The organism is Streptomyces cylindrosporus, assembly GCF_022698165.1.
Lineage (GTDB): Bacteria > Actinomycetota > Actinomycetes > Streptomycetales > Streptomycetaceae > Streptomyces > Streptomyces cylindrosporus.
On sequence record NZ_JALDAY010000014.1, the window covers coordinates 149,911 to 172,015 of the forward strand.

22 protein-coding genes are annotated in these 22,105 nt (G+C 71.8%); 4 read left to right on the forward strand and 18 right to left on the reverse strand.

Features of this window, described 5'->3' with window-relative positions; genetic code table 11:
* Positions 1–34 precede the first annotated feature (34 nt).
* The 7 genes from MQP27_RS39530 to MQP27_RS39560 form a co-directional block, all read right to left on the reverse strand.
* Positions 35–1,051 carry a 1-aminocyclopropane-1-carboxylate deaminase gene (locus tag MQP27_RS39530; protein ID WP_242774512.1) on the reverse strand — a complete coding sequence of 339 codons (1,017 nt, stop codon included), beginning with the start codon at positions 1,049–1,051 and terminating at the stop codon, positions 35–37.
* Between the two features lie 19 nt (positions 1,052–1,070).
* Positions 1,071–1,718, reverse strand: a complete 648-nt coding sequence (locus tag MQP27_RS39535) for a GntR family transcriptional regulator (RefSeq protein WP_242774514.1) — start codon at positions 1,716–1,718, stop codon at positions 1,071–1,073.
* Between the two features lie 83 nt (positions 1,719–1,801).
* Complete coding sequence (locus MQP27_RS39540; protein WP_242774516.1) at positions 1,802–3,382, reverse strand: TROVE domain-containing protein; 1,581 nt, start codon at positions 3,380–3,382, stop codon at positions 1,802–1,804.
* A 313-nt stretch (positions 3,383–3,695) separates the two neighbouring features.
* Positions 3,696–5,135: an alkaline phosphatase PhoX gene (locus MQP27_RS39545; protein ID WP_242774520.1), complete on the reverse strand. Its 1,440-nt coding sequence runs from the start codon at positions 5,133–5,135 to the stop codon at positions 3,696–3,698.
* A 327-nt stretch (positions 5,136–5,462) separates the two neighbouring features.
* Complete coding sequence (locus MQP27_RS39550) at positions 5,463–6,392, reverse strand: hypothetical protein (RefSeq protein ID WP_242774523.1); 930 nt, start codon at positions 6,390–6,392, stop codon at positions 5,463–5,465.
* Positions 6,393–6,618: 226 nt separating this feature from the next.
* Positions 6,619–7,338: a Crp/Fnr family transcriptional regulator gene (locus tag MQP27_RS39555; RefSeq protein ID WP_242774526.1), complete on the reverse strand. Its 720-nt coding sequence runs from the start codon at positions 7,336–7,338 to the stop codon at positions 6,619–6,621.
* Between the two features lie 283 nt (positions 7,339–7,621).
* A complete protein-coding gene (locus tag MQP27_RS39560) occupies positions 7,622–9,049 on the reverse strand; it encodes a hypothetical protein (protein WP_242774529.1) in 1,428 nt (475 codons plus the stop codon).
* 294 nt (positions 9,050–9,343) lie between these two features.
* Between MQP27_RS39560 and MQP27_RS39565 the strand changes: the two genes are divergently transcribed.
* Complete coding sequence (locus MQP27_RS39565; RefSeq protein ID WP_242774532.1) at positions 9,344–11,170, forward strand: DUF8508 domain-containing protein; 1,827 nt, start codon at positions 9,344–9,346, stop codon at positions 11,168–11,170.
* A 10-nt stretch (positions 11,171–11,180) separates the two neighbouring features.
* On the opposite strand, the gene MQP27_RS39570 is transcribed toward MQP27_RS39565, so the two are convergent.
* The 7 genes from MQP27_RS39570 to MQP27_RS51235 form a co-directional block, all read right to left on the reverse strand.
* Entirely contained in the window at positions 11,181–11,912 is a 732-nt protein-coding gene (locus MQP27_RS39570; protein ID WP_242774534.1) for an SRPBCC family protein, read from the reverse strand.
* A gap of 13 nt (positions 11,913–11,925) precedes the next feature.
* The gene (locus MQP27_RS39575) at positions 11,926–12,522 is read right to left on the reverse strand and encodes an ArsR/SmtB family transcription factor (RefSeq protein ID WP_242774536.1); all 597 of its coding nucleotides are present in this window, start codon (positions 12,520–12,522) and stop codon (positions 11,926–11,928) included.
* Positions 12,523–12,611: 89 nt separating this feature from the next.
* Positions 12,612–13,316 carry an antibiotic biosynthesis monooxygenase gene (locus MQP27_RS39580; protein ID WP_242774538.1) on the reverse strand — a complete coding sequence of 235 codons (705 nt, stop codon included), beginning with the start codon at positions 13,314–13,316 and terminating at the stop codon, positions 12,612–12,614.
* Between the two features lie 168 nt (positions 13,317–13,484).
* Positions 13,485–13,979 (reverse strand): DUF3618 domain-containing protein, encoded by a 495-nt coding sequence (locus MQP27_RS39585; RefSeq protein WP_242774540.1) that lies wholly within the window; start codon positions 13,977–13,979, stop codon positions 13,485–13,487.
* Positions 13,976–14,395, reverse strand: coding sequence for a phage holin family protein (locus MQP27_RS39590; protein WP_242774542.1), 420 nt, complete (start codon positions 14,393–14,395; stop codon positions 13,976–13,978). The genes MQP27_RS39585 and MQP27_RS39590 overlap by 4 nt, the downstream gene beginning before the upstream one ends.
* A gap of 99 nt (positions 14,396–14,494) precedes the next feature.
* On the reverse strand, positions 14,495–15,190 hold the full coding sequence (locus MQP27_RS39595) for a hypothetical protein (RefSeq protein ID WP_242774544.1): 696 nt from the start codon (positions 15,188–15,190) through the stop codon (positions 14,495–14,497).
* The gene (locus MQP27_RS51235; protein ID WP_278197086.1) at positions 15,187–15,315 is read right to left on the reverse strand and encodes a hypothetical protein; all 129 of its coding nucleotides are present in this window, start codon (positions 15,313–15,315) and stop codon (positions 15,187–15,189) included. The genes MQP27_RS39595 and MQP27_RS51235 overlap by 4 nt, the downstream gene beginning before the upstream one ends.
* A 155-nt stretch (positions 15,316–15,470) precedes the next feature.
* Here MQP27_RS51235 and dapA point away from each other — a divergent pair, with 155 nt between their 5' ends.
* Entirely contained in the window at positions 15,471–16,355 is an 885-nt protein-coding gene (dapA, locus tag MQP27_RS39600; protein WP_242774546.1) for a 4-hydroxy-tetrahydrodipicolinate synthase, read from the forward strand.
* On the opposite strand, the gene MQP27_RS39605 is transcribed toward dapA, so the two are convergent.
* Positions 16,356–17,567, reverse strand: coding sequence for a YncE family protein (locus tag MQP27_RS39605; protein WP_242774548.1), 1,212 nt, complete (start codon positions 17,565–17,567; stop codon positions 16,356–16,358).
* Positions 17,564–18,124, reverse strand: coding sequence for a SigE family RNA polymerase sigma factor (locus tag MQP27_RS39610; RefSeq protein ID WP_242774891.1), 561 nt, complete (start codon positions 18,122–18,124; stop codon positions 17,564–17,566). Before MQP27_RS39610 ends, MQP27_RS39605 begins: the two co-directional genes overlap by 4 nt.
* Positions 18,125–18,290: 166 nt before the next feature.
* Here MQP27_RS39610 and MQP27_RS39615 point away from each other — a divergent pair, with 166 nt between their 5' ends.
* Entirely contained in the window at positions 18,291–18,794 is a 504-nt protein-coding gene (locus MQP27_RS39615; RefSeq protein ID WP_242774550.1) for a hypothetical protein, read from the forward strand.
* Positions 18,795–18,854: 60 nt separating this feature from the next.
* Here MQP27_RS39615 and dapD read toward each other — a convergent pair whose 3' ends face one another.
* Complete coding sequence (dapD, locus tag MQP27_RS39620; RefSeq protein WP_242774552.1) at positions 18,855–19,844, reverse strand: 2,3,4,5-tetrahydropyridine-2,6-dicarboxylate N-succinyltransferase; 990 nt, start codon at positions 19,842–19,844, stop codon at positions 18,855–18,857.
* A 17-nt stretch (positions 19,845–19,861) separates the two neighbouring features.
* A complete protein-coding gene (locus tag MQP27_RS39625) occupies positions 19,862–21,106 on the reverse strand; it encodes an MFS transporter (protein WP_242774554.1) in 1,245 nt (414 codons plus the stop codon).
* 105 nt (positions 21,107–21,211) lie between these two features.
* On the opposite strand from MQP27_RS39625, the gene MQP27_RS39630 reads away from it, so the two are divergent.
* Positions 21,212–22,096, forward strand: a complete 885-nt coding sequence (locus MQP27_RS39630; protein ID WP_242774556.1) for a winged helix-turn-helix transcriptional regulator — start codon at positions 21,212–21,214, stop codon at positions 22,094–22,096.
* Positions 22,097–22,105: the final 9 nt, after the last annotated feature.

Genomic DNA, 22,105 nt, shown 5'->3' on the forward strand with positions numbered 1-22,105 from the left:
GCACCGGACAAGGCGATCGCCCGGTGCCTGCCCGCTAGAACAGGGCGCTGTAGGCGTTGAGTGCGGGCTGGCCGCCCAGGTGGGCGTAGAGCACCGTGGAGTTCCGGTCGATCTCGCCGCGTTCGACCAGATCGACCATTCCGGCCATCGACTTCCCCTCGTACACGGGGTCGGTGACCATGCCCTCGGTGCGGGCGGCCAGCCGCATCGCCGCCAGGGTGGTCTCGTCGGGGATGCCGTAGATCCCGGCGTGGTACCGCTCGTCCAGCTCCACGTCCGCCTCGGTCAGCTCCCTCTTCACGCCGATGAGTTGGCCGGTGTTGTGGGCGATCCGGGCGATCTGCTCGCGGGTGGCGGCGGGCTTGGCCGAGGCGTCGATGCCGAGCACCCGGCGCCGCCGGCCGCCCGCCTCCTCCAGTGCGCGGAAGCCGGCGACCATGCCCGCCTGGGTCGACCCGGTCACCGAGCACACCACGACCGTGTCGAAGAAGACCCCCAACTCCCTCTCCTGATCTGCGACTTCATACGCCCAGCCGGCGAAGCCGAGGCCGCCGAGCGGGTGGTCGGAGGCGCCCGCCGGGATGGCGTACGGCTTGCCGCCCGACTCCTCGACGTCCCTGAGCGCCTGCTCCCAGCTCTCCTTGAAACCGATGCCGAACCCGGCCTTGACCAGGCGTACGTCGGCTCCGGCGAGGCGGCTGAGCAGGATGTTGCCGACCTTGTCGTAGACCGAGTCGGGCCAGTCGACCCAACTCTCCTGGACCAGCACGCACTTGAGCCCGGCGCGGGCGGCGACGGCCGCGACCTGGCGGGTGTGGTTGGACTGGACGCCGCCGATCGACACGAGGGTGTCGCAGCCCTTGGCGAGGGCGTCGGCGACCAGGTACTCCAGCTTGCGGGTCTTGTTCCCGCCGTACGCGATCCCGGAGTTGCAGTCCTCGCGCTTGGCCCACAGGGCGGCGCCGCCGAGGTGTGCGGTGAGCCGCTCCAGCGGGTGCACCGGGGACGGGCCGAAGAGCAGGGGGTAACGGTCGTACGAGGAAAGGGACATGGGTCCTCCCGGGGTGGGATCAGTCGCCGTCGGCGAGGTCGGCGAGGGTGCGCCAGATCTCCGCGGTGACGCGGACCGCCTCGTCCACGCGGCCGGCCGCGCAGGCGTCGATCAGCTGCTCGTGCAGTCCGGCCGAACGGCAGTTGCCGCCCTCGCCGAAGCGGTGCCGCTCCAGCCGGCGGACGAGGGGGGTGTAGCGGGCCACGGTGGCGGCCGCCGCGTGGTTCCCTGCGACCCGCACCAGCACGTCGTGGAGTTCGTCGTCGGCGCGCAGGGCCCCTTCGACGTCGCCGGAGTCGACGGCGGCCGCGAACCGCTCGTTGGCGGCGCGCATCGCCTGGACGTCCGCGTCGAGGAGGCGGGGCACGGCGACCCGGGTGGCCAGCTCGTGCATGGCCCCGACGACGGCGGCCGCGTCCCGTACGTCGGCGGCGTCGACCGGCGTCACCCGGGTGTAGCTCTGCGGCTTGCTCTCCAGGAGTCCCTCGTCGACCAGCCGGGAGAAGGCCTCCCGCACGGGCGCCCGGGACAGCCCGAGCCGCTCGGCGAGGTCGGCGTCCCGCACCACCGCGCCCGGCTCGATCTCCCCGGCGACGATGGCGTCCCGGATGGCTTCGTAGGCGCGGTCCCTCAGCAGGGTGCGCCGGACGGGTCGTATGGACTCCACAACTGAAATGTTAGATGTCAGCCCCCTCGGGGGCAAGGGTGTGGCCCGCACCCCCGTAGAAGTGCGGGCCACGATCGGGTGGCTCAGGCGGCCCAGGGCCAGTCGGCGTCCCGTGCCGCCTCCAGCAGCGGAACCATCCGGAAGGCCGCGTCCGTCAGGCCGCCGAAGGTGTGCCGGTTGGCGCTGCCGGACGGGCCGTGGCCCGCGCGGTACCCGGCGAGGTTCCAGGTGTAGACGGGCACCTTCGCCGGGACCTGCTCGGTCGGGTCGCCGTACCGGCTGTGGGCGTACTGCTCGTCGGTGACGATCAGCACCCGGTCCTGCCCCCGGTAGTGCGCGCGGACGGCACTGACGGTGTCGGTGCCGCCCAGGTCGCCGAAGCGCCCGAGGATCTTCAGGACCGACTCGCCCTTGCCGTAGCTCAGCCGCCGGCTGCTGGTGCCGAACTCGACGAGATCCGCGTGCTGCGCCCGCAGCGCGAGCGCCGTACCGAAGACCGCCGCCGCGTCGGCCCGGTTGAGCTGCGAGCGGTCCGACAGCGGTGCCCACATCGAGCCCGAGCGGTCGACGAGCACCAGCGTGCGGCCGGGCAGCGCGGGCACGTTGGCCAGCGAGTGGCCGAGCGCCTGCTCCAGCGGGTACGACCAGCGCAGCGACGGCGCGTGCTGGTACGCGGCGAGGTACCGGAAGGGGAACTGCCGCGAGCGCGCGACCTCGGCCGGGTCACTGATCCTGGCCGCGACCAGGGCCGCGACCTCGTCCGAGACCCCGGCCTGGTCGAAGTTCCGCAGATTCCGTACGAGCGCCATCGCGCCCATGGACGGGATCACGGCCTCCCAGGCCGCCTTGTCCATCGGACCCTGCAGCCACCCGGCCAGTGCCTCCCAGGTGATACCGGCAGCCGCGAGCCGCTCCGCACCGCCCGGCGAGGTCACCACCGCACGCCGCTCGGCCGGCGGCAGCGCCATCAGCTCGCGGTGCGCGGTGAGCACGCGGTTCGACGCGGGCGGGAGCGCGGTGTCCGGGTTGTGCCGGCGGTCGAGGGCGTACCGGAACAGCTCGCCCTGCCACGGCTTGTCCGGGTCCGGGGCCGCGTGCACCAGGTTGAGGATGTCGCCGAACCGGTAGCCCTTGGACGCGGTGTCGTACTTCAGCAGCGACCTGCCGCTGTAGAGGCGGCGCACGGCGTCGGCGATCCCGCGCTTGACGGGCTTGGGGACGCTGCGGCCGTACATCGCCGTCCAGTACGCGAGGAACTCGCCGGGCTCGTCGGGGCGTTGCAGCACGGAGGCCACGACCTGGCGGCTTGCCGGGCCGGCGGTGGCGCCCGTGTCGAGGCGTGCCTTCACGTACTCGGCGGCACCGACGATCGAGGCGGTACGGAGGTTTCCCTCGCCGCGCAGCCAGCCGAGCAGGCCCGCGGTCCACTCCGGGTCCTCGACGGCGAGCCGCCGCACGAGCCGCGCGAACCGGTCGTCGCGGTCGGCGCCGGACTCGTAGAAGGTCTGCTGCGACACGAAGTTGGCGACGGCAAGCAGAAAAAGCTCGGAACGCGCGTCGCGCTCACGGCCGCGGCCGCCCTCATAGGAACGGAGAATGCGGCCGGTGGAGGTGACACGCGAAGTGGGCTGCGCACGGGCGGCCTTGCTGTTGAATCGCGTCATGGTGAATTCCCCCGAATTCCGGACCGTTTCGGAGGGAGACGCAGCAAAGGGAACACCATGAACTGCGCCCCCCGAGATCAAATGCTTCGCACCGGGAGGTGCATTGAGTTTTGGTGTCCAGAGATCGAGGTCGGCGGAACCGACGTAGGTGCTCTAACCCCTGAGCTACACCGGCCTGTTGTACCGGTGGCGGGACTCGAACCCGCGGCCGCCCCATTATGAGTGGAAGTAGGTCCTGCCTTCGCACCTGGACGTGCACAACTTTAGGAGGACGGCCGCGGGTCGAGCGAACGAATTAAATCACCGACGAAAATCAGCCGCGCTTCTGGCGCTTCCAGGGACCGGTGATGGCGAGCATGATGCCCGGCTCCTGGATGTTGGCGAACAGGGTGCTGCCGTCGGGCGAGAAGGTGACCCCGGTGAACTCGCTGTACTCGGGCTCCGCCTCGGTGCCGAGGTTGAGCTCGTTACGGGCGATGGGGTAGGTACGGCCGCTGTCGGTGGCGCCGAACAGGTGCTGAAGGCCCTCGCCGTCCTCGGCGATGACGAGCCCGCCGTACGGGGAGACGGTGATGTTGTCGGGACCGTCGAAGTTGCCCTCGACCGACGGGTCGGGGTTGACGCCGATGAGGACCTTCAGCGTCAGGGTCCGGCGCTTGGGGTCGTAGAACCACACCGCGCCGTCGTGCTGGACGGGGCTCTCCTCACGGGCGTACGAGGAGACGATGTACGCACCGCCGTCGCCCCACCACATGCCCTCCAGCTTGCGGGCACGGGTGACCTGCCCGGCGGCGAACTGCTTGCGCACGGAGGTGGTCTTCGCGTCCCGGTCGGGAACGTCGACCCAGTCCACGCCGTAGACCGTGCCGATCTTCGTGGCGCGGGAGAGGTCGTCGACGAACTGGCCGCCGGAGTCGAAGCACTTGAAGGCCTGCAGTACGCCCGCGTCGTCGGCGAGGGTGCGCAGCTTGCCGCGGCCGTGGCGGAAGCCCTCCGGCGGGGTCCAGCGGTACAGCAGCCCGTTCGGGGTCGCCGCGTCCTCGGTCAGGTACAGGTGCCCGCGCTTGGGGTCGACGACGACGGCCTCGTGGGCGTACCGCCCGAGCGCCTTGACGGGCTTCGGCCCACGGTTGGCCCGACGGTCCTCGGGATCGACCTCGAAGACGTACCCGTGATCCTTGGTCATGCCGTTCTGGCCGGCCTTGTCCTCGGTCTCCTCGCAGGTGAGCCAGGTGCCCCAAGGGGTGTTGCCGCCCGCGCAGTTGGTGGAGGTGCCGGCGATGCCGACCCACTCGGCGACGTGGTCGCGGCGCACCTCGACGACCGTGCAGCCGCCGGACGCGGCGGGGTCGTAGACCAGGCCCTCGGTCAGCGGGACCGGGTACTTCCAGTTCGCCCGCGGGCCCTTGAGCTCGTGGTTGTTGACGAGGAGGGTGGCGCCGCGGGGCCCGTCGAAGGTGGACGTGCCGTCGTGGTTGGAGGGCGTGAACTCGCCCGACTCCAGCTTGGTCTTGCCGCTGTACGTGATGATCCGGTACTTGAAGCCGGCCGGGAGGGCGAGGATGCCGTTCGGGTCGGAGATCAGCGGCCCGTACCCGACGCCGTGCCCGTCCGCCGAGTGCTCTGCGCCTTCCGTCTCCGTGGACGCAAGGGCGTTGGGGGCGGTGGCGAGGGCGCCGACGCTGCCCGCCAGGGCGACCCCGGCACCGGTGATCGCGGATTTCCTGGCGAAGTCCCTGCGAGTGAGCGACATGGTGTCTCCTGTGACGCGGTGGGTGTGCCGTGGAGGGTGGCGGACCTCGGGTCGGCGACACCGTCCCGCTCACGACTGAACGGGGGTTGAACACCGGGCGACTTCATGCCTCGCAGTTCCATGAATCCGTACGCACCCGACCACGGGAACCAAAAGTCTCCCCGGTTCGGGTAATGCCGTACAGCACCGGACCGTGGTGGCGCGGACCCCCGTCGCGCCACCACGTACCAGCAGAGTGCCCCGCCCCCGGCCGGACCCGGTCATCGCCCGTCACCTGACGGGGAGGCTCCGGCGCGAAAGGGAGGACACATGGGCGCATACGGGGGCTCAAGGCGCCGACTGCTCCCGTGCGCGACCTCCCGACCCACAGGTGTCCGACGTGGGCGACTGCCCTTCTCCGGGCGCGGACGACGCCGACGGGGCGGTCATCGGGGTCAGCGTGGGGCGCTCGTCCAGGGAGCGCGAGGTCGCCGGCCCGGGGCGCTCGTGCGCGGCGGGCGCCGTCGCCTCCGACCAGGCCGACCCGTCACCAGGTGCCTCACCACGGGTCGTGGAGAAGGCCACGGGGACGAGCACGGCGACCGCGCAGGCCGCCATGGCCGGCACGAGGGCGGCGGCGAGCACGAGCTTGGGCACCGACCGGACCGCGTGTACGACCTTGCCGACCCGAGGGCACACGGTCCTGCGGAAGCACCGCCTCATCCGCGTCAGCAGCGAGGGGCTCACGACGGCGCGCACCTCGTCCGCCGTGCGGCCGGGCACGGCGAGCTGGGCGTCATGCGTCTCGTCGTACTTGTCGCGCACCTGGACGGGGACGAAGCCGGACCCGTCGACACCTACGGCATAGCCGTCGCGAATCGTTTGTTCATGGACATTGGCGTCGAAGATCAAGACCAGCTGCTGCTCGGGGAACTCCGCCTGCAGCCGCTTCGCCTGTACCGCCTCGACCAGGCGTTCCGCCTTGATGACCGCCGGCCCCGTGATGCCGAGAGCACCCGGCCCGGCGAACCCCGTGGTCATGGCGAGACGGACGCGCAGCAGCACGCCGGGCTCCCGGTCCACGTTCCGCTTTGCCAGGCTGTCCTGGAAGACCTGGACGTAGCACGAGACCACCTCGGGGCTCAGGTCGCTGGGCCACATCAGCTGGAACCCGTCGCCGGTCTCCTGGAAGTGCTTGAATTCGCGCTTCAGTTCGTCGGGCATCTGCCCGAGCGTGTCGTCGTGCGCCCCGCGCAGCGCCGCCTGTGCGGGGCCCATGTCCGGGCCCTTGAACCGGCTGTAGCCACCGAGGTCAACCCGGACGACGACAGCATGGAAGCGATTCTCGACCGAATTCGATCCGGACTCGGACGCGTTGTCGTGCAACGTACGCCTGACCAATCCTGAAGCAGGAGAACGACCTACAAGTCGTGTAGCAGCTCGTGCCTACCACATCTGTCCGAGTGGTCGCCACCCGGCACCGCGTTACCTCCGGTACCGTTCTTCACACTCCGTCGGCGACTCTCCGAAGCCCCGTCAGATCCGTGACGATGACGCGCCGGTGATGGGCGTCCACAAGATCCCGTAACTCCCGCAGCGCCCGGTACGCCGTACTCTCCGAGACCCCGATGAGCTCGCCCCACTCCATGTGCTTGAGGTCGACCGGAAGGATGACCTCGCGTCCGCGCACCGACTGCCCGAAGTCGTCGGCCATTTCGACCAGCACTCGCGCCAACCGCACTGTCGGAGACCGGTGATGGAAGTCGACCCGGCGCCGCGTCGCCGCCGTCAGCTTCCGACTGACCGTCTCCTGCAACCGCCGCAACACCTCCGGATACCGCTCGGCGACGGCATCGAACTCAGACCAGTCGAGCCGCATCGCACTCACCGGCACAACACCGCACGCCCGCACGGAGGCACTGCGCGGCGCCCCGCTCATGCCCGCCAGCTCCCCCACCAGATCACCGCTCATCCGCACGGCGACCAACGTCCAGCCCCCGTCGGCAAGGGCCGCGGTCACCTTGACGTACGACGCGACCAACAGGAAGACCTCGGAGCTGACATCACCCTCCCTGATGAGCAGGGCCCCCGAGGCGAAGGAGACGAGCTCGGCCCGCTCGGCCAGGGCGAGTTGGGCCGCACAGCTCAGCCCCCCGAGAAAACTGTCGGCACGCCAGCCCCGCCGCCCGTCCCGCACCAGCCGCTCGGCCACAGCCCGGTCCATGCGCACCGCCGCCCCCCGCCATACGGTCAAGGCAAGCGTGCCCGCGAACAGCAGCGCTTTCACGCCGAACCCAGAGCCCACGCACCCGCGAGACCACAAGAGGGACGACGGCCCGCAGCCGCCGACGCACGGGAGCGGGTCGTGGTGGTACGGCGCAACCCGCCGCGTACGAGGCCACTCGGGCTCGCCCACCCCTCAAGAGACGGCAACCCCGTGGGCGGCGGGTTCGCCGTACCACCACGACCCCGACCCACAACGCACCCGCCCGCGCGGCGGCGCCCGCTCAACCCCCTTGCTGCGACCGGGCCTTGAACGCGGCCTTCCGCGCCTCCTTGGCGATCCGCTTGTCCGGATGCAGCCGCCCCATCGCCTCCAGCACATCCGCCGTGGCCGGATGCTCCACCCGCCAGGCAGCCGCGAAGAACCCCTGATGCTGCTGCGCCAGCCCCTCCACGAGCTCCTGCAACTCGTCGGAGTTCCCCTCGGCGGCAAGCTGCGCGGCAACCGTGTCGACGGTCAGCCAGAAGATCATCGCCTCCGACGGCGGCGGCACATCCGCGGCCCCCCGCTCGGCCAGCCACACCCGCGCAAGCCCACCCAGCTCGGCATCGCCGAGCACCTCCCGCAAGGCCGGCTCAGCCTCCGCCCCCACCAGCGACAAGGCCTGCTGACACCGTAGCCGCCGCAACGGCGCCCCCGCGTCCCCGCCCTTCGCCGCCGCCAGCAACTCCCGCGCCGCCACGAGCGGTTCACGCCGAGCCAGCCACGCCTCGGTCTCGGCCTGCGCGGCCCGCCGCGGAAACGCCGCCGTCCCGTCGAACAGCGCGTCGGCCCCCTTGTCCGCAAGCTCCCCCACCGCGGGCGCGGTGAACCCGGCCTCCAGCAGCCGCGCCCGCAGCCCGTACCGCCCGAGCGGCGTGAGCCGCACCATCCCGTACCGCGTCACATCCGTGTCGTCGACCGGCGCGGCGGGCTCCTCCTCGGCGTCCGCCATCAACGCCTCGTCGACCGGCTGGTACTCGACCAGCCCCACCGGTTCGAGCAGCCGGAACTGGTCGTCCAGTTTCATCATCGCGTCGGAGACCTGCTCCAGCACGTCGTTGGTCGGCTCCCCCATGTCGGAGGGCACGATCATCGACGCGGCGAGCGCGGGCAGCGGCACGGGGGACTCGCCGGGCCCGTCCTCGCTGACGGTGAGCAGATACAGGTTGCCGAGAACCCCGTCGAGGAAGTCGGCCTCCGCGTCCGGATCCCACTCCAGCCGCGAGAAGTCGATCTCGCCGCCCTCGTCAAGGGCGTCGTCCAGCCCGTCGATGTCCGGCACGCTCGCGTCGGCGAGCACCGTCTCAAGAGCGCCCTGCCACACGGCCAGCACATCGTGCGGCGACCCACCGGTCAGCAGCGCCAGCTCCTCCCCCGCCGCAACCGTCCCCTCGTCCTCGTCGACGACCTCGACGAGCCCGGTGTCCACGGCGACCCGCCACGCCTCGCTCGCGTGCGCCTCGGCGTCCTCACCGGTAAGCCCCAGCACCTCCGCGGCGGCCGGCAGCTGCTCGTCGACCAGCCCCGCCCCGGCGTCGACCCGGGTGTCCGGACCGGCCCAGCGGGCGAGCCGCGCGGCCCGGGAGAGCAACGGCGTGGACAGGGCGTCCCGCGCCAGCTCCGCTTCGGGGTGCAGCCGCACCGGCGGCAGGGGGGAGCTGTCTGACATCGGCTGGTTCTCCTAGGGCGCCTCAGTGTCCGTACGACCACCTGGACGCCGTACGACTCAATCGCTCAGCGTAGACGGATTTCACCCCATGCCGCCCGGTTCATCTGCTCCTCAAGGTCCGTACATGGCCGAAACCTTGACAACTGACCTGACCAGGCAGGAGATTGACGCGCGTAGAAATTCGGGGGACAACTGTTCACTCGGTTCTACACGCGTAATTCAGCACCACGCACCTGCACCACACCTCACACCTCGTCCCGGCGCCCAGCACAGCACGCCCCCGGAGGGATCCCGTTGCCGAGCAAGAAGTCCGCACGCCTCGCCGCACTCACCGTCGCCGCCGTCTGTTCCGCGGCGTCCGCCGTCGCCCTGACCTCCCCCGCGCACGCGGACTCCGTGCGCATCCATGACATCCAGGGCGCCACGCGCATATCCCCATACGCGGGCCAGAAGGTCGGCGACGTGGCCGGAATCGTCACCGCCACGCGTACGTACGGCTCGTCCAGAGGTTTCTGGATGCAGGACCCGAACCCGGACGACAACCCGGCCACGAGCGAGGGCGTCTTCGTCTTCACCAGCTCCACCCCGAAGGTCGCCGTCGGTGACTCCGTCACGGTCACCGGCACGGTCTCCGAGTACGTCCCGGGCGGCGCCTCGACCGGCAACCAGTCGCTGACCGAGATCACCAAGCCGACCGTCACCACGGTCTCCACGGGCAACGCGGTCCCGGCCCCGACGGTGATCGACGCGAAGTCGGTGCCGGACGAGTACACCCCGGCGGGCGACGCCTCCGCGAACAACTCGATCAACGGCCTGACCCTCGACCCGTCGAAGTACGCCCTGGACTACTACGAGTCCCTGGAGGGCATGAACGTCCAGGTCGCCGACGCCCGCGTGGTCACCGCGACCGACCCGTACAGCGAGCTGTGGGTCACGGTGAAGCCGCACGAGCACCGCACCCGCCGCGGCGGCACCCTCTACGGCTCCTACGAGTCCCAGAACACCGGCCGCCTCCAGATCCAGTCCCTCGGCGCGACCGCCGACTTCCCGGTGGCGAACGTCGGCGACACCCTGACCGGCACCACCACCGGCCCGATGGACTTCAACCAGTACGGCGGCTACACGCTCGTCGCCAGTCAGCTCGGCACGCTGAAGAGCGGCGGCCTGGAGCGCGAGACGACGAAGAAGCAGTCGCGCGGCGAGCTCGCGGTGGCAACGTACAACGTCGAGAACCTCGACCCGTCCGACACCACCTTCGCCGCGCACGCCGCCGCGATCGTGAACAACCTGCAGTCGCCCGACATCGTGTCCCTGGAGGAGATCCAGGACAACGACGGCGCGACGGACGACGGCACGGTCGCCGCCGACGTGACGGTGAACAAGCTGATCGACGCGATCGTCGCGGCGGGCGGCCCGAAGTACGACTGGCGCTCCATCACCCCGACCAACGACACCGACGGCGGTGAGCCGGGCGGCAACATCCGCCAGGTGTTCCTGTTCAACCCGGAGCGGGTCTCCTTCACCGACCGCGCGGGCGGCGACGCCACGACCGCGGTCGGCGTCACCAAGGTGCACGGCAAGGCCCGGCTGACGGCCTCGCCCGGCCGCATCGACCCGACGAACACCGCCTGGAACGCCAGCCGCAAGCCGCTGGTCGGCGAGTTCGTCTTCCGTGGGCAGACCGTCTTCGTGATCGCCAACCACCTCAACTCCAAGGGCGGCGACCAGGGTCTGACCTCGCAGTACCAGCCGGTGGTGCGCAGCTCGGAGACCCAGCGCCACGCGCAGGCGACGCTGGTCAACGCGTTCGTCAAGAGCATCCTCGACGTCCAGAAGAACGCGGACGTCATCGCGCTCGGCGACATGAACGACTTCGAGTTCTCCGACACCACCAAGATCATGGAGGGTGACGGCGAGCTCTGGTCGGCGATCAAGTCGCTGCCGAAGAGCGAGCGTTACACCTACGACTACCAGGGCAACCAGCAGGTCCTGGACCAGATCCTGATCAGCCCGTCGATCCGGCGCGGCTGCGACTTCGAGTACGACAGCGTGCACGTCAACTCGGAGTTCCACGACCAGATCAGCGACCACGACCCGCAGGTCCTGCGGTTCCGCCCGTAATCCCGATCGGTCAGGGCCGGCTGAACACGCCGTTCAGCCAGCCCTGCCAGGCGCTCTCGTTCGCCTCGGCATCGGCGTCCGGCGCGAAGTCGTGGACGCTGATGCCGACGGGGGCACCCCAGTGGTTGCGGCCGAAGAAGCGGATCAGCGCGGTCTCGGTGCGCAGCCCGATGAAGTACGGGTCGCGGTAGTCGACTACGGCGTCGAAGGCCGCCGGCCCGCGCACGCTCACCCGGGCGCCCGGACCGTCGTCGTCCGTCAGCCCGAGCGCCGGTGCCACGGCGGCGAACGCGTCCGCCGCCTGCGAGGCCTCGGGCCCGTTCAGCTGGGCGAAGGTCACCGGGCGGGGCGCGAAGTGCGTGAGGTACTCGCGCAGGGTGTGCAGGTAGAAGTCGGTGTGCTTGGCGGCTCCGTCGTACTGGTTGTCCCAGTCGTCGGTGAAGATCCCGCTGTGCACGTAGCGCACCCAGGCCCGCTTGCCGCCGTCGCGCGGTTCGATGGTGTGGTCGAGCTGGTTGGCGCTCTGGGTGGGGAAGCCGACGTCCTCGCTGCGCACGGTGAGGCGGTGCGGCGGGTCGTAGGCGGTGACCTTCGAGCCGAAGGCGGCCGCGCCGCCCACCCGGGGCTCGGGCGGGTCCATCGGCCACAGGTAGGCCCCGCTCGCCTGGGTGATCGCCTCCCACACCTCCTCCGGCGTGGCGTCGACCTCGAACTCGCGGACGATCTCGAATTCCTTGGACATGGTCTGCTCCTGGCTATTCCGACTCGGTCTGTTTGAGCGTGGGATGGACCGCCACGACGATCCGGTGGTCCCGGCCGCCCTCGGCGTCCGGGGCGTCGTACTTCTGGATCAGCGCGGTGACACCGGCCGTCAACTCCTGGATGAACGCGGCCCGTTCGGCAGCGGAGGCGAAGCGCACCTCGCCGTCCAGGGCGTAAGTGGCCAGCCGCTTGCGGGCCTTGGCCGCGCCGGTGATCAGTGAGCCGACGTCCCGCACGAGCCGCGCGCCGAGGGCGAGCAGCCAGCGGGCGGACAGCTGGTCGCGGAAGCGGTCCGGGTCCGGCTGCACGGAGGCGAGGGCGAGCGGGGAGATGACGTACGACGCCGCCGTCGCCCGCATCAGCCGCTCGGTGACGTTGCCCTTGCGGCGCTCGCCGGCCAGCTCGACCAGGCCGTGCCGCTCCAGCGCCTTCAGGTGGTAGTTCACCTTCTGCCTGGGCAGCCCGACCTTCCCGGCCAGCATCGCCGCCGACGCGGGTCCGGCCGCCAGCTCGGCGAGCAGCCGGGCCCTTATGGGGTCCAGCGAGACGGCGGCGGCCTCGGGGTCCTCGATCACGGTCACGTCCAGCATGCGTCCACCGTCCCACCGAAAACTTTTTTTGTCCAGACGGGAAGAGTTTTCGGCGAGTCGGCAGAGCGTCGGCAGAGCGGAGAGGGCCGTCAGTCGGGGACGAGGCCCAGGGCGTGGTCGTAGCGGCTGACCGTCGAGCTCTTCAGGCCCGGCCAGGTCTGGACGCGTTCCCAGCGGGCGGTGGCGGAGCCGATGCCGTCGCCCGGGGCCGCGAGGGCTTCCTGGTGGGCCTGGGCGCTCTCCCACTCGGCGTAATTGAGGACGCGGGTGCCGTCGGTGGAGAGGTGGAAGTGGGCCGCGATGCCGCCGGGATGCGGGGCGGGTTCGTTCTCCAGCGCCTCGAACACGGCGTCCACCCAGGCGCGTTGGCGCTCCGGGTCCGCCGACTCGAACTCGACGTCGACGAGGACGACGCAGCCCGGCGTGCGGGCGGCCCGGTCCTCGGGGACGCGGCTGCGGTAATGCCGGTAGCGGCCCAGGCCGAGGCGCTCGATGCCGGGGACGGCGGTGTCGATCTCGTCGACGCGCTCCAGCCGCTGCGTCCTGGCGAAGGCCGCGTGGGCCTGCTCGTCCGTCCACTGCGAGTAGTGCAGGACGGTGGAGGCGTCGTGCCCGGTGTAGAGGTGGTGGCCGAGAAGGGCGGGGGAGGGCCAGGGGCGGCGCTCCCAGGCGGCCGCGAAGGCCTCCACGGTCCGGCGCTGGCGGAGGGGAGTGCCCACGCGCCAGGTGCTGAAGAGGGGGGCGCCGATACGGGGATCGGCGAGGTCGGGGTGGGTGTCGGTACGGCGGGTCATACGGGTCTCCTGCGGTCGTCGCCCGGTGCCTGTCGCCCGGTGCCTGTACCGACCACCCTTCAACCTCGACCGCGATTCAGGTCAAGCGCCGGCCTCGACGACGGTTCGCGCCGGACCGGCTTCGAGCCGGGCCGAATCCCTGTCGGCCCGGCTCCGCGGCTCGGCCCGTCACCGCTTCGGGTAGCGCCACCCCACCACGACGACCACGGCCAGCGCCGCGCCGATGACCAGGGCGGGACGGGGGTGCCGCAGCGCCGCCCTCACGACGGGGCGGGCGGGCCAGGGCGTGCCGTGTTCCGCGCGGTGCTGCAGGGTCTGGCCCGTCTCCGTGGCCCGGTGGGTCAGGGCGTGCCCCTTCTCCGTCGCGCGGTGGGTCAGCGCCTGGCCCTTCTCGGCGGCCCGGTGCGTGAGGGCGTGGCCCTTCTCGGTCGCCTTGTCGTGCATGGTGTGCCCGGCCTGCCCCGCGGTGCTGCGCAGTTGCACCGTCAGGGCGCCGGCCTTGTCCCTGAGATCTGCCGCCCGGGCGCGGGCCCGGCCCTTCACGTCCATCTTTCCTGCCAACTCCTCGATGGTGTCGCCGAGTTCACCGCGGGTCCGCTCGATCTGGCGTCGCAGCTCCTCGGGGCCCTTGGCCCCCGTGCTCCCCGCCGCCTGCTCCGTCATCGGTGTGCCCTTTCCCTGATCTCCTCCACGTCGGCCCTGACGCTGCCGAGGGTCTCCTCGGGGGTGGGCGGTGCGGCCCGGCGCAGCTGGGCGCGGCCGGTCGCGCCGAGGACGGCCGCGATCACGAACAGCACGGCCGTAACGATCAGCGCCGCGGCCCAGACGGACAGCGTCAGCGAGAGGGCGGCGGTCGCCGTGCCGGCCAGCGCGAGCAGTCCGGCGTACGCGAACGCCCCCGCCGCGCCGAGCAGTCCGCCCCCGCGTCCGGCGCGCCGCCCTTTGGCCGCCAACTCCTCTTTCGCGAGGGCAACTTCCTGTCGTACGAGCCGGGACAGCTGTTCGCTGGCCTGGCCGACGAGATCGCCCACCGAGTGGTGCTCGTCGCGCACCGGCCGGGGGTGGGTGGTGCCGGTCACGGGGTCGCCTCCCTACGGGTTCCGTTCTTCCTCGACTCCTCCGCGCGTCTTGTGCGCCTCGTCGAGTGCGGAACACCCGGGTACCCGGCCCGGCCCGCGCTATCCCTGCCCGCCGCCGCCCGCTCCGGGCTCGCGCAGGCGGGCCAGTTGGGTCTGGAACCAGTCGAGTCGCGCCTGCAACAGGGCGGCCTCCGCGACCAGTTCGGGTACGCCGAGATCGTCGGGGCTCGTCCCGAGGTCGGCGACCTTGCGCGCCCCCTCCCTTCCGGCGACGACCCGCAGCCCCTCCCCCGCCAGCCGCGCGAACGCGGCGAGCGACACGGACGTACGGCCTCGGACGCAGCCCGCGCAGGACGGGGCGAGGGCGCGCCAGCCGGGGCGGCCCCAGCCCGCGTCGGCCAGGGCCGCGGCCACGGTGCCGCAGGCGCAGGGGCCGACGGTCGCCGTGCGGACGCGCTGGCGGGCGTAGCGGAAGCCGCGTTCGAAGCGGATGAAACGGCCGAGGACGGCGACCTCCAGCAGCACGGCCGCGCGGTGCTCGGCCGTGCACAGCAGTGCCTCGGCGGCCGTACGGTCGTGCACGCAGTGGAAGCCGCAGTCGCAGCGGCGGTGCGGGGCCCGGTGCCGCAGGCCGTAGACGCAGGCCGCGTCGGCCAGGACGCCGTACGGCAGCGCGCCGCCGAGCGAGACACCGGTGAACCCGGCCCGGGTGCCGTCCTGGGACAGCACCGGGTGGGCGATCTTGTATCCGGTCGGCGGCTCCGTCGGGCGTTCCTCCGGAAGCCGCAGCCTCATCGGGCCGCCGGGACCTCTTCGGGGACCCGCACGTCCTCGATCTCTTCGGGCAGTTCGAGTTCGGGCTCCTCGACGGGGGCCCGTTCTTCCGCGACTCCGGTGGCCAGTGCCTTGCCGAGCTTCATGACGCCTCCCACACACAGGGTCCGTTCTGGCCATGGTGACCCATGTGGGCCGTAATGCCCATAGGGCCTCCGACGGATCAATGAAGCTTTCCTTATCGATATCTCGTAGGAGAATTAAGTGGAGCTTCACTGTCGGCGGGCCGACACTACAGGGCATGACGACAGCGACCCCTTTCGGCCGCGCCCTCTGCGCGATGATCACTCCCTTCACATCGGCGGGCGCGCTCGATGTCGACGGCGCCCAGCGGCTCGCCGCCCGGCTGGTGGCCGAGGGGTGCGACGGCCTGGTGCTGTCCGGTACGACGGGTGAGTCGCCGACCACCTCGGACGCGGAGAAGGCGGCCCTGGTGACGGCGGTCCGGGAGGCCGTGGGCGACCGGGCGTCGGTCGTGGCGGGCGTGGGCACCTTCGACACCCGGCACACCGTCGAGCTGGCCCTGGCGGCCGAGAAGGCGGGCGCCGACGGCGTGCTGGTGGTCAGCCCCTACTACAGCAGGCCCCCGCAGGACGCCCTGGAGGCCCACTTCCGCGAGGTCGCGGACGCCTCGGGACTGCCGGTGATGCTGTACGACATCCCGGGCCGCACCGGCACCCGCATCGAGCCGGAGACCCTGATCCGGCTCGCCGGGCACCCCCGGATCGTGGCGGTCAAGGACTGCTCGTACGACTTCCTCGGCGCCCAGAAGGTGCTCGCCCGCACGGAGTTGGCGTACTACGCGGGGTGCGACGAGCACAATCTCGCGTTGTACGCGGTGGGCGGCGCGGGATACGTGAGCACGGTCGCGAACGTCGTGCCCGCTCAACTCCGCGCGGTCATCGACGCGTTCGACGCGGGGGACACGGCGGGGGCGGCCCGGTCGCAGCAACGGGCCACCGCCCTCATCGAGTTGATGATGTCGGCGGGGCTGCCCGGCACCGTCACCGCGAAGGCGCTCCTCAACGAACTGGGGCTGCCCGCGGGTCCGGTGCGGGCGCCGCTGCGGCCCGCCGACCGGGCCGCGGTCGACGGGCTGCTGGCGGAGTACGAGCTGCTGGTCTGATCAGGACCGGGCGAAGACCGGCGTCCACCCCTGGCTGGGGCCGTACGGCTCCACCTCGCCGCTGAGCGGGACGACCTTGTCGCTGCCGATCGTCACCACGACCAGCCGGGCCCGGTACGGCCCGTCGAGACCCGTGGTGCGTTCCCAGGCGATGAGCCGGTGGTCGTCGACCCAGGCGAGGAGCTCCGCCCCGCGCACCTTGGTGATCTCCCTGCCGGTGCGCGGGTCACGGATCGAGGAGTACGACTTTGCGGGCCCGACCTCCTTGGCCAGCCCCAGCGCGGCGAGTTCGCCGTTCGGGGACAGCCGTGCCGGCACGTCGGAGCGCAGGTACTTCTCGTCCGCGGGCGCGGCGATCATGTTGCCGTCCAGGTCGTAGAACTGCTGCATGCCGTCGCGGGATCCGGCGATCCGCGCGTACACCTGCTCGCCGGTGCGGCTGAAGGAGAAGTCATGGCGGTAGGTGACGTTCCGGTCGGCCGCCACCCCGCTCCAGGGGCCCTCTCCGGAGGCCACGTCCAGGACGAAGAAGCCGGTCCGGCTCACGTCGTCGAGGACGTTGAACGCGCCTGTGCCCTTCGTTCCGCTGCCCACGCGCACCAGATCGGGGTTCTTGTCGTACGTCGTCGCCACCAGCCGGCGCCCGTCCTCCGAGAACGCGAGCCCGGCGACCCCCCGGTCCACCGGGATCCAGCGCTCGACCTTCCCCGTCGTGAGGTCGAGCAGGCCGATCCGGTGGGCCGGGAGGGTCCGCTCCAGGACGGCGGCGGTGCGCAGGCCCGGGGCGACGGCCACGTCGGACCACCTCGTGTCCTTCGCGTAGCGGCCGGTCTCCGGGTCGAGCAGCCAGTACGTGCGCTCCGCGAGGTCCCAGCCCGCGGACTGCTTGTGGATCTTCAGCGAGTAGTACGCGGCGAGGGTGGCCCCGCCGGCCCCGATCTCCTTCCGCGGCGGCCACTGCTCCGTGTCGCCGTGGACCCCGTCCGGCTGGACGGCGTGCGCGGGGCGGGCGTGCTGCCTGCCCGCGTCCAGCAGGGGCACCCCGACGGCGACGGCCAGCGCGGTGGTCGTGGCGACGGCGGCCGCGACGAGCCGGCGGGTGCGCCGGCGCCGCCGGACGCCCAGGACCCGGTCGGCGAACTCCGGTGCCACGGAGGGTTCTTCGGCCGCCATGTCGCGCAGCGAGTCGCGTACCAGTTCCTCGACGTTCACGGGCGCACCTCCACGGGCGAGTAGTCGCGCGACGGCTGCTGCCGTTCGCCGGCGGCCGGGTCGAGCGCGGTCAGTTCGGGCGCGAGGGTGCGCAGCCGGGCCAGCGCGCGGTGGGTGGTGGAGCGCACCGTGCCGACGGAGCAGCCGAGGATGCGTGCTACGTCCGCCTCCGGGAGGTCCTCGAAGTAGCGCAGGACCAGTACCGTGCGCTGGCGGGCGGTGAGGCGGGCCAGTGCGCCGCGCATCAGCAGGCGCAGTTCGGTGGCGGACGAGGCATCGGGGCCGGTGCCGGTGTCCGGCGGTTCGGCGACGCTCAGTTCGCGTCTGCGCCACTTCAGGCGCCAGCGGCTGATCTGCTGGCGGTACAGGATCTGCCGTACGTACGCCTCCGGCTCGTCGATGCGGTGCCAGCGGCCGGCCGCCTTGATCAGCGCGTTCTGCAGCAGGTCCTCGGCGGCGTGCCGGTCCCCGCCGCTGAGCAGCACCGCGGTCTTCAGCAGCGCGGACGATCTGTGCGCCACGAACTCCCGGAAGCCGTCCTGCGCCTCGGCGTCCATCGTCACCTTCGCTCTCCCCCGGACGGAACCGTCGTCCGTCTCTTCCGGTCCCGCACTTCCGTTCCTGCTCTTCTGCTCCTTGTGACGCGTGCGGGTGTCCGTCGCTATGCCGGTCCCGGGAAGATATTCCGCCGGGCGCCGGGGCGGGCTGCCGTACGTTGGGTGGGTGAGCCGCCCTTTGCTGTTCCTCGACGTGGACGGTCCCCTGAACCCGTACGCCGCCCAGCCCGAGCGGCGACCCGAGGGGTATACGACGATCCGGGTGGCCCTGCAGCCCGGGAGGCCGTTGCGGGTGTGGCTGAACCCCTCGCACGGGGCCGCGCTGCTCGGGCTCGGGTACGAGCTGTGCTGGGCGACCACCTGGATGGACGCGGCGAACCGCTGGATCGGGCCGGTGATCGGACTGCCGGAGTTGCCGTACGTCGACTTCGGGACGGGGCTGTTCGCGTTCCGGCCGGACGGGGTGCACTGGAAGACCGAGGCGATCGTGGCGCACGCCGAGGGGCGGGCCTTCGCCTGGGTGGACGACGAGCAGAGTCCGGCGGACGAGGCGTACGTCGCCTCGGTCCATCCCGGCCCGGCCCTCCTCCACCACGTCAGCCCCCGACTCGGCCTGCGCGAGGGCGACTTCACGGCGCTGGCGGAGTTCGCGGCGACCCTGCGCACGTGAACGGGCGCCCTTCCAGCCCCTGTTGGAAGGACGCCCGCCGAAGCCGCGCGGCCGGTCGGCTCAGTTGTGGCTGTGCAGGATCTCGTTCAGGCCGCCCCAGACCGCGTTGTTCGGGCGGGCCTCCACCGTGCCGGTGACCGAGTTGCGGCGGAAGAGGATGTTGGAGGCGCCGGACAGCTCGCGGGCCTTGACGATCTGGCCGTCGGGCATGGTGACGCGGGTGCCCGCGGTGACGTACAGGCCGGCCTCGACCACGCACTCGTCGCCGAGCGCGATGCCCACGCCTGCCTCGGCGCCGATCAGGCAGCGCTCGCCGATGGAGATGATGACGTTGCCGCCGCCGGAGAGGGTGCCCATCGTGGAGGCGCCGCCGCCGATGTCGGAGCCGTCGCCGACGATGACGCCGGCCGAGATACGGCCCTCGACCATCGACGTGCCGAGGGTGCCGGCGTTGAAGTTGACGAAGCCCTCGTGCATGACCGTGGTGCCCTCGGCCAGGTGCGCACCGAGCCGGACCCGGTCGGCGTCGGCGATCCGGACGCCCTTGGGGGCGACGTAGTCCGTCATCCTCGGGAACTTGTCGATGGACGTGACCTGGAGGTGCAGTCCCTCGGCGCGGGCGTTGAGGCGCACCTTCTCGACGTCGTCGACGGCGACCGGGCCGAGCGAGGTCCAGGCGACGTTGGCGAGGAAGCCGAACATGCCGTCGAGGCTCTGGCCGTGCGGGCGCACCAGACGGTGCGAGAGGAGGTGCAGGCGGAGGTAGACGTCGTGGGCGTCGATCGGCTTCTCGTCGAGGGAGGAGATGACCGTGCGGACCGCGACCACGTCGACACCGCGGCGGGCGTCGGGGCCGATCGCCTTGGCGGCGCCCTCGCCGAGGAGTTCCACGGCACGCTCGGCGGACAGGCGCTCGGTGCCGGACGGACCGGGTTCGGCGGAGAGCTCGGGCGCGGGGAACCAGGTGTCGAGGACGGTGCCGTCGGCGGCGATCGTGGCGAGGCCGGTGGCCACGGCGCCGGTGGTGCGCGGTGCAGTCGTGTCGGTCATGAGGGCAACCTAACCGGCTAGGGGGTGCGGAGGCTAACCGGGTGGGGCGGTGTCTCAGGGGACGAGCGGTCGGGCGCCGGCGCCGGGGTCGTGGCCGTGCGCCCGCGGGCCGACAGGAGTACGGCGGCGGCCGCCAGCGCGCCCAGGATCGCGCAGAGCGGCCACAGCGCGTTCGGGGCCGCCTCGTAGAGGGCTCCGCCCAGGGGCGCCGAGAGCACCACGCCGCTGATGGACGCCCCCGCGTAGAGGGACTGGAAGCGGCCCTGGACGTGCGGCGGGGCCTGGTCGGCCACGTACGCCGTCGCCGTCGTCTTGTACAGGGCCTCGCCGAGGGTCAGGAGGGCCATCATCACCGCCGCCGTGACGACTCCGGCGCCCAGGAGCAGTGCCCCGTAGCCGCCGGCGACCAGCAGCAGCCCCGTCCCGACGATCCGCAGCGGTGAGCGTCGGCGCAGGCCGAGCGCCAGCGGCAGCTCCAGGCACAGGAGCATGCCCCCGTTGATCGCCAGGAGCGAGCCGTACACCTGTGCGTCCATGCCGTGGTCGGCGAGGAAGACCGGGAAGGTGGAGTACTGCTGCCGGTACACGACGTCGATCACCACGATCGAGGGGAGCAGCACCAGGACCGCGGGGCGGGCTCGCAGAGCCGGCCAGACGCCGCCGAGTCCGCTTCCGTGACTCGCCTCCACGCGCTTGGGCACGGCGGGTGCCCGGACCACCCGCGCCGTCCAGCACGCCAGCCCCAGGCTTCCGGCGCCTTCGGCGACGTAGAGCCAGTCGTACGAGAAGTGGGTGGCGACCAGGGCTCCGAGGATCGGGCCGAGGGTGAAGCCGCCGTTGGACGCCGCCCGCATCAGCGCGAAGGCCTGGCGTCGTGAGCCCTCGGGGACGGTGGTCGCCACGAGGGCGGAGGACGAGGCGCGTTGGGTGCCGGAGAGGTACTGGGCGAGGGGCAGTGCGGCGAAGAGGGCCGGGGTGGGCAGGGCCGGGACCGCGAGGAGGGTGAGGCCGGAGAGGGCCGCCGAGGCGAGGAGCACGCGGCGGTGGCCGAAGTGGTCGCCGTACCAGCCGCCCGTGAAGTTGCCGGCCAGCAGACCGAGGCCGGCGGCGCCGCTGAGGATGCCCGCCTCGGCCGTGTCGAGCGCTCGGGGGCCGGTCAGGTACAGGAACGTGTACGCGAAGCTCACGCTCACGACCATGTTCACGAACGTGCCGCCGGCCAGCAGCCAGATGGGGCGCGGTATGTCGCGTAGCCCTCGCAATGTCGCTCCCCCGTTTGTGAGTTCCTTTTGGGAACTTACTATGGACGCACGACAGCTTCCGGTCAACGGCGACCGGCGCACGGACGGAACGGAAAGGGGACGCCCATGGCCCGCAGGACGAGCCTGGAGGACGCCACGTGCGCCATCGCCCAGGCCCTCGACGTCGTCGGCGACTGGTGGACCCTGCTGATCGTGCGGGACACGGCGCGCGGGGTGTGCCGCTTCGACGAGCTCCAGCGTGAACTCGGGCTCTCCAGAAAGGTGTTGACCGAGCGCCTGCGCCTGCTCGTGGAGGCGGACGTACTGACCCGGGTGCCCTATCAGGAGCGGCCGCCGCGGTACGAGTACCGGCTCACCGCGCGCGGTCGCGCGCTGCTGCCGGTGCTGATCGCCCTTCAGGACTGGGGGGATGCCTGGGTGTTGGGGGACGGTGGTACGACGGCCACCGCGGCGGAGGCCTCGCTGGAGGCCCGGCGGGTGCACGAGCTGCTGGGGGCGCGGGTGCCCGAGATCCAACTGGTCGACGACCGGGGCGAGTTGCGGGACCCGGTCGCCGACGACGTGCCGTACACCGTCCTTTACTGCTTCCCCGGCGCCTTCGCCCGAGCCGATGCGTATCCGCCGGGCTGGGGCGACATTCCCGGCGCTCCCGGCTGCACCTTGGAGTCCTGCACCTACCGGGACCGGCTCGACGAGTTCGGCGCGGCCGGCGCGGCCGTGCGCGGGGTCTCCACTCAACGGCCCGACGAGCAACGGGCGTTCGCGGACAAGGAGCGACTGGGGTTCCCGCTGCTGTCGGACGCCGGGCTCTCGCTCATCGCCGCGCTGCGGTTGCCCACCTTCCGGGCGGCGGGGGTCAGCCGGTTGAAGCGGCTCACCTTGGTCGTGGACCGGGAGCGGGTGGTGCGGGACGTGCAGTACCCGGTGACCGACGTCGCGGGGAGCGTGACCACCGCCCTCGCCGCGGTCGCGCGGCTCGGGTCGGCGTAGGGCAGCCGC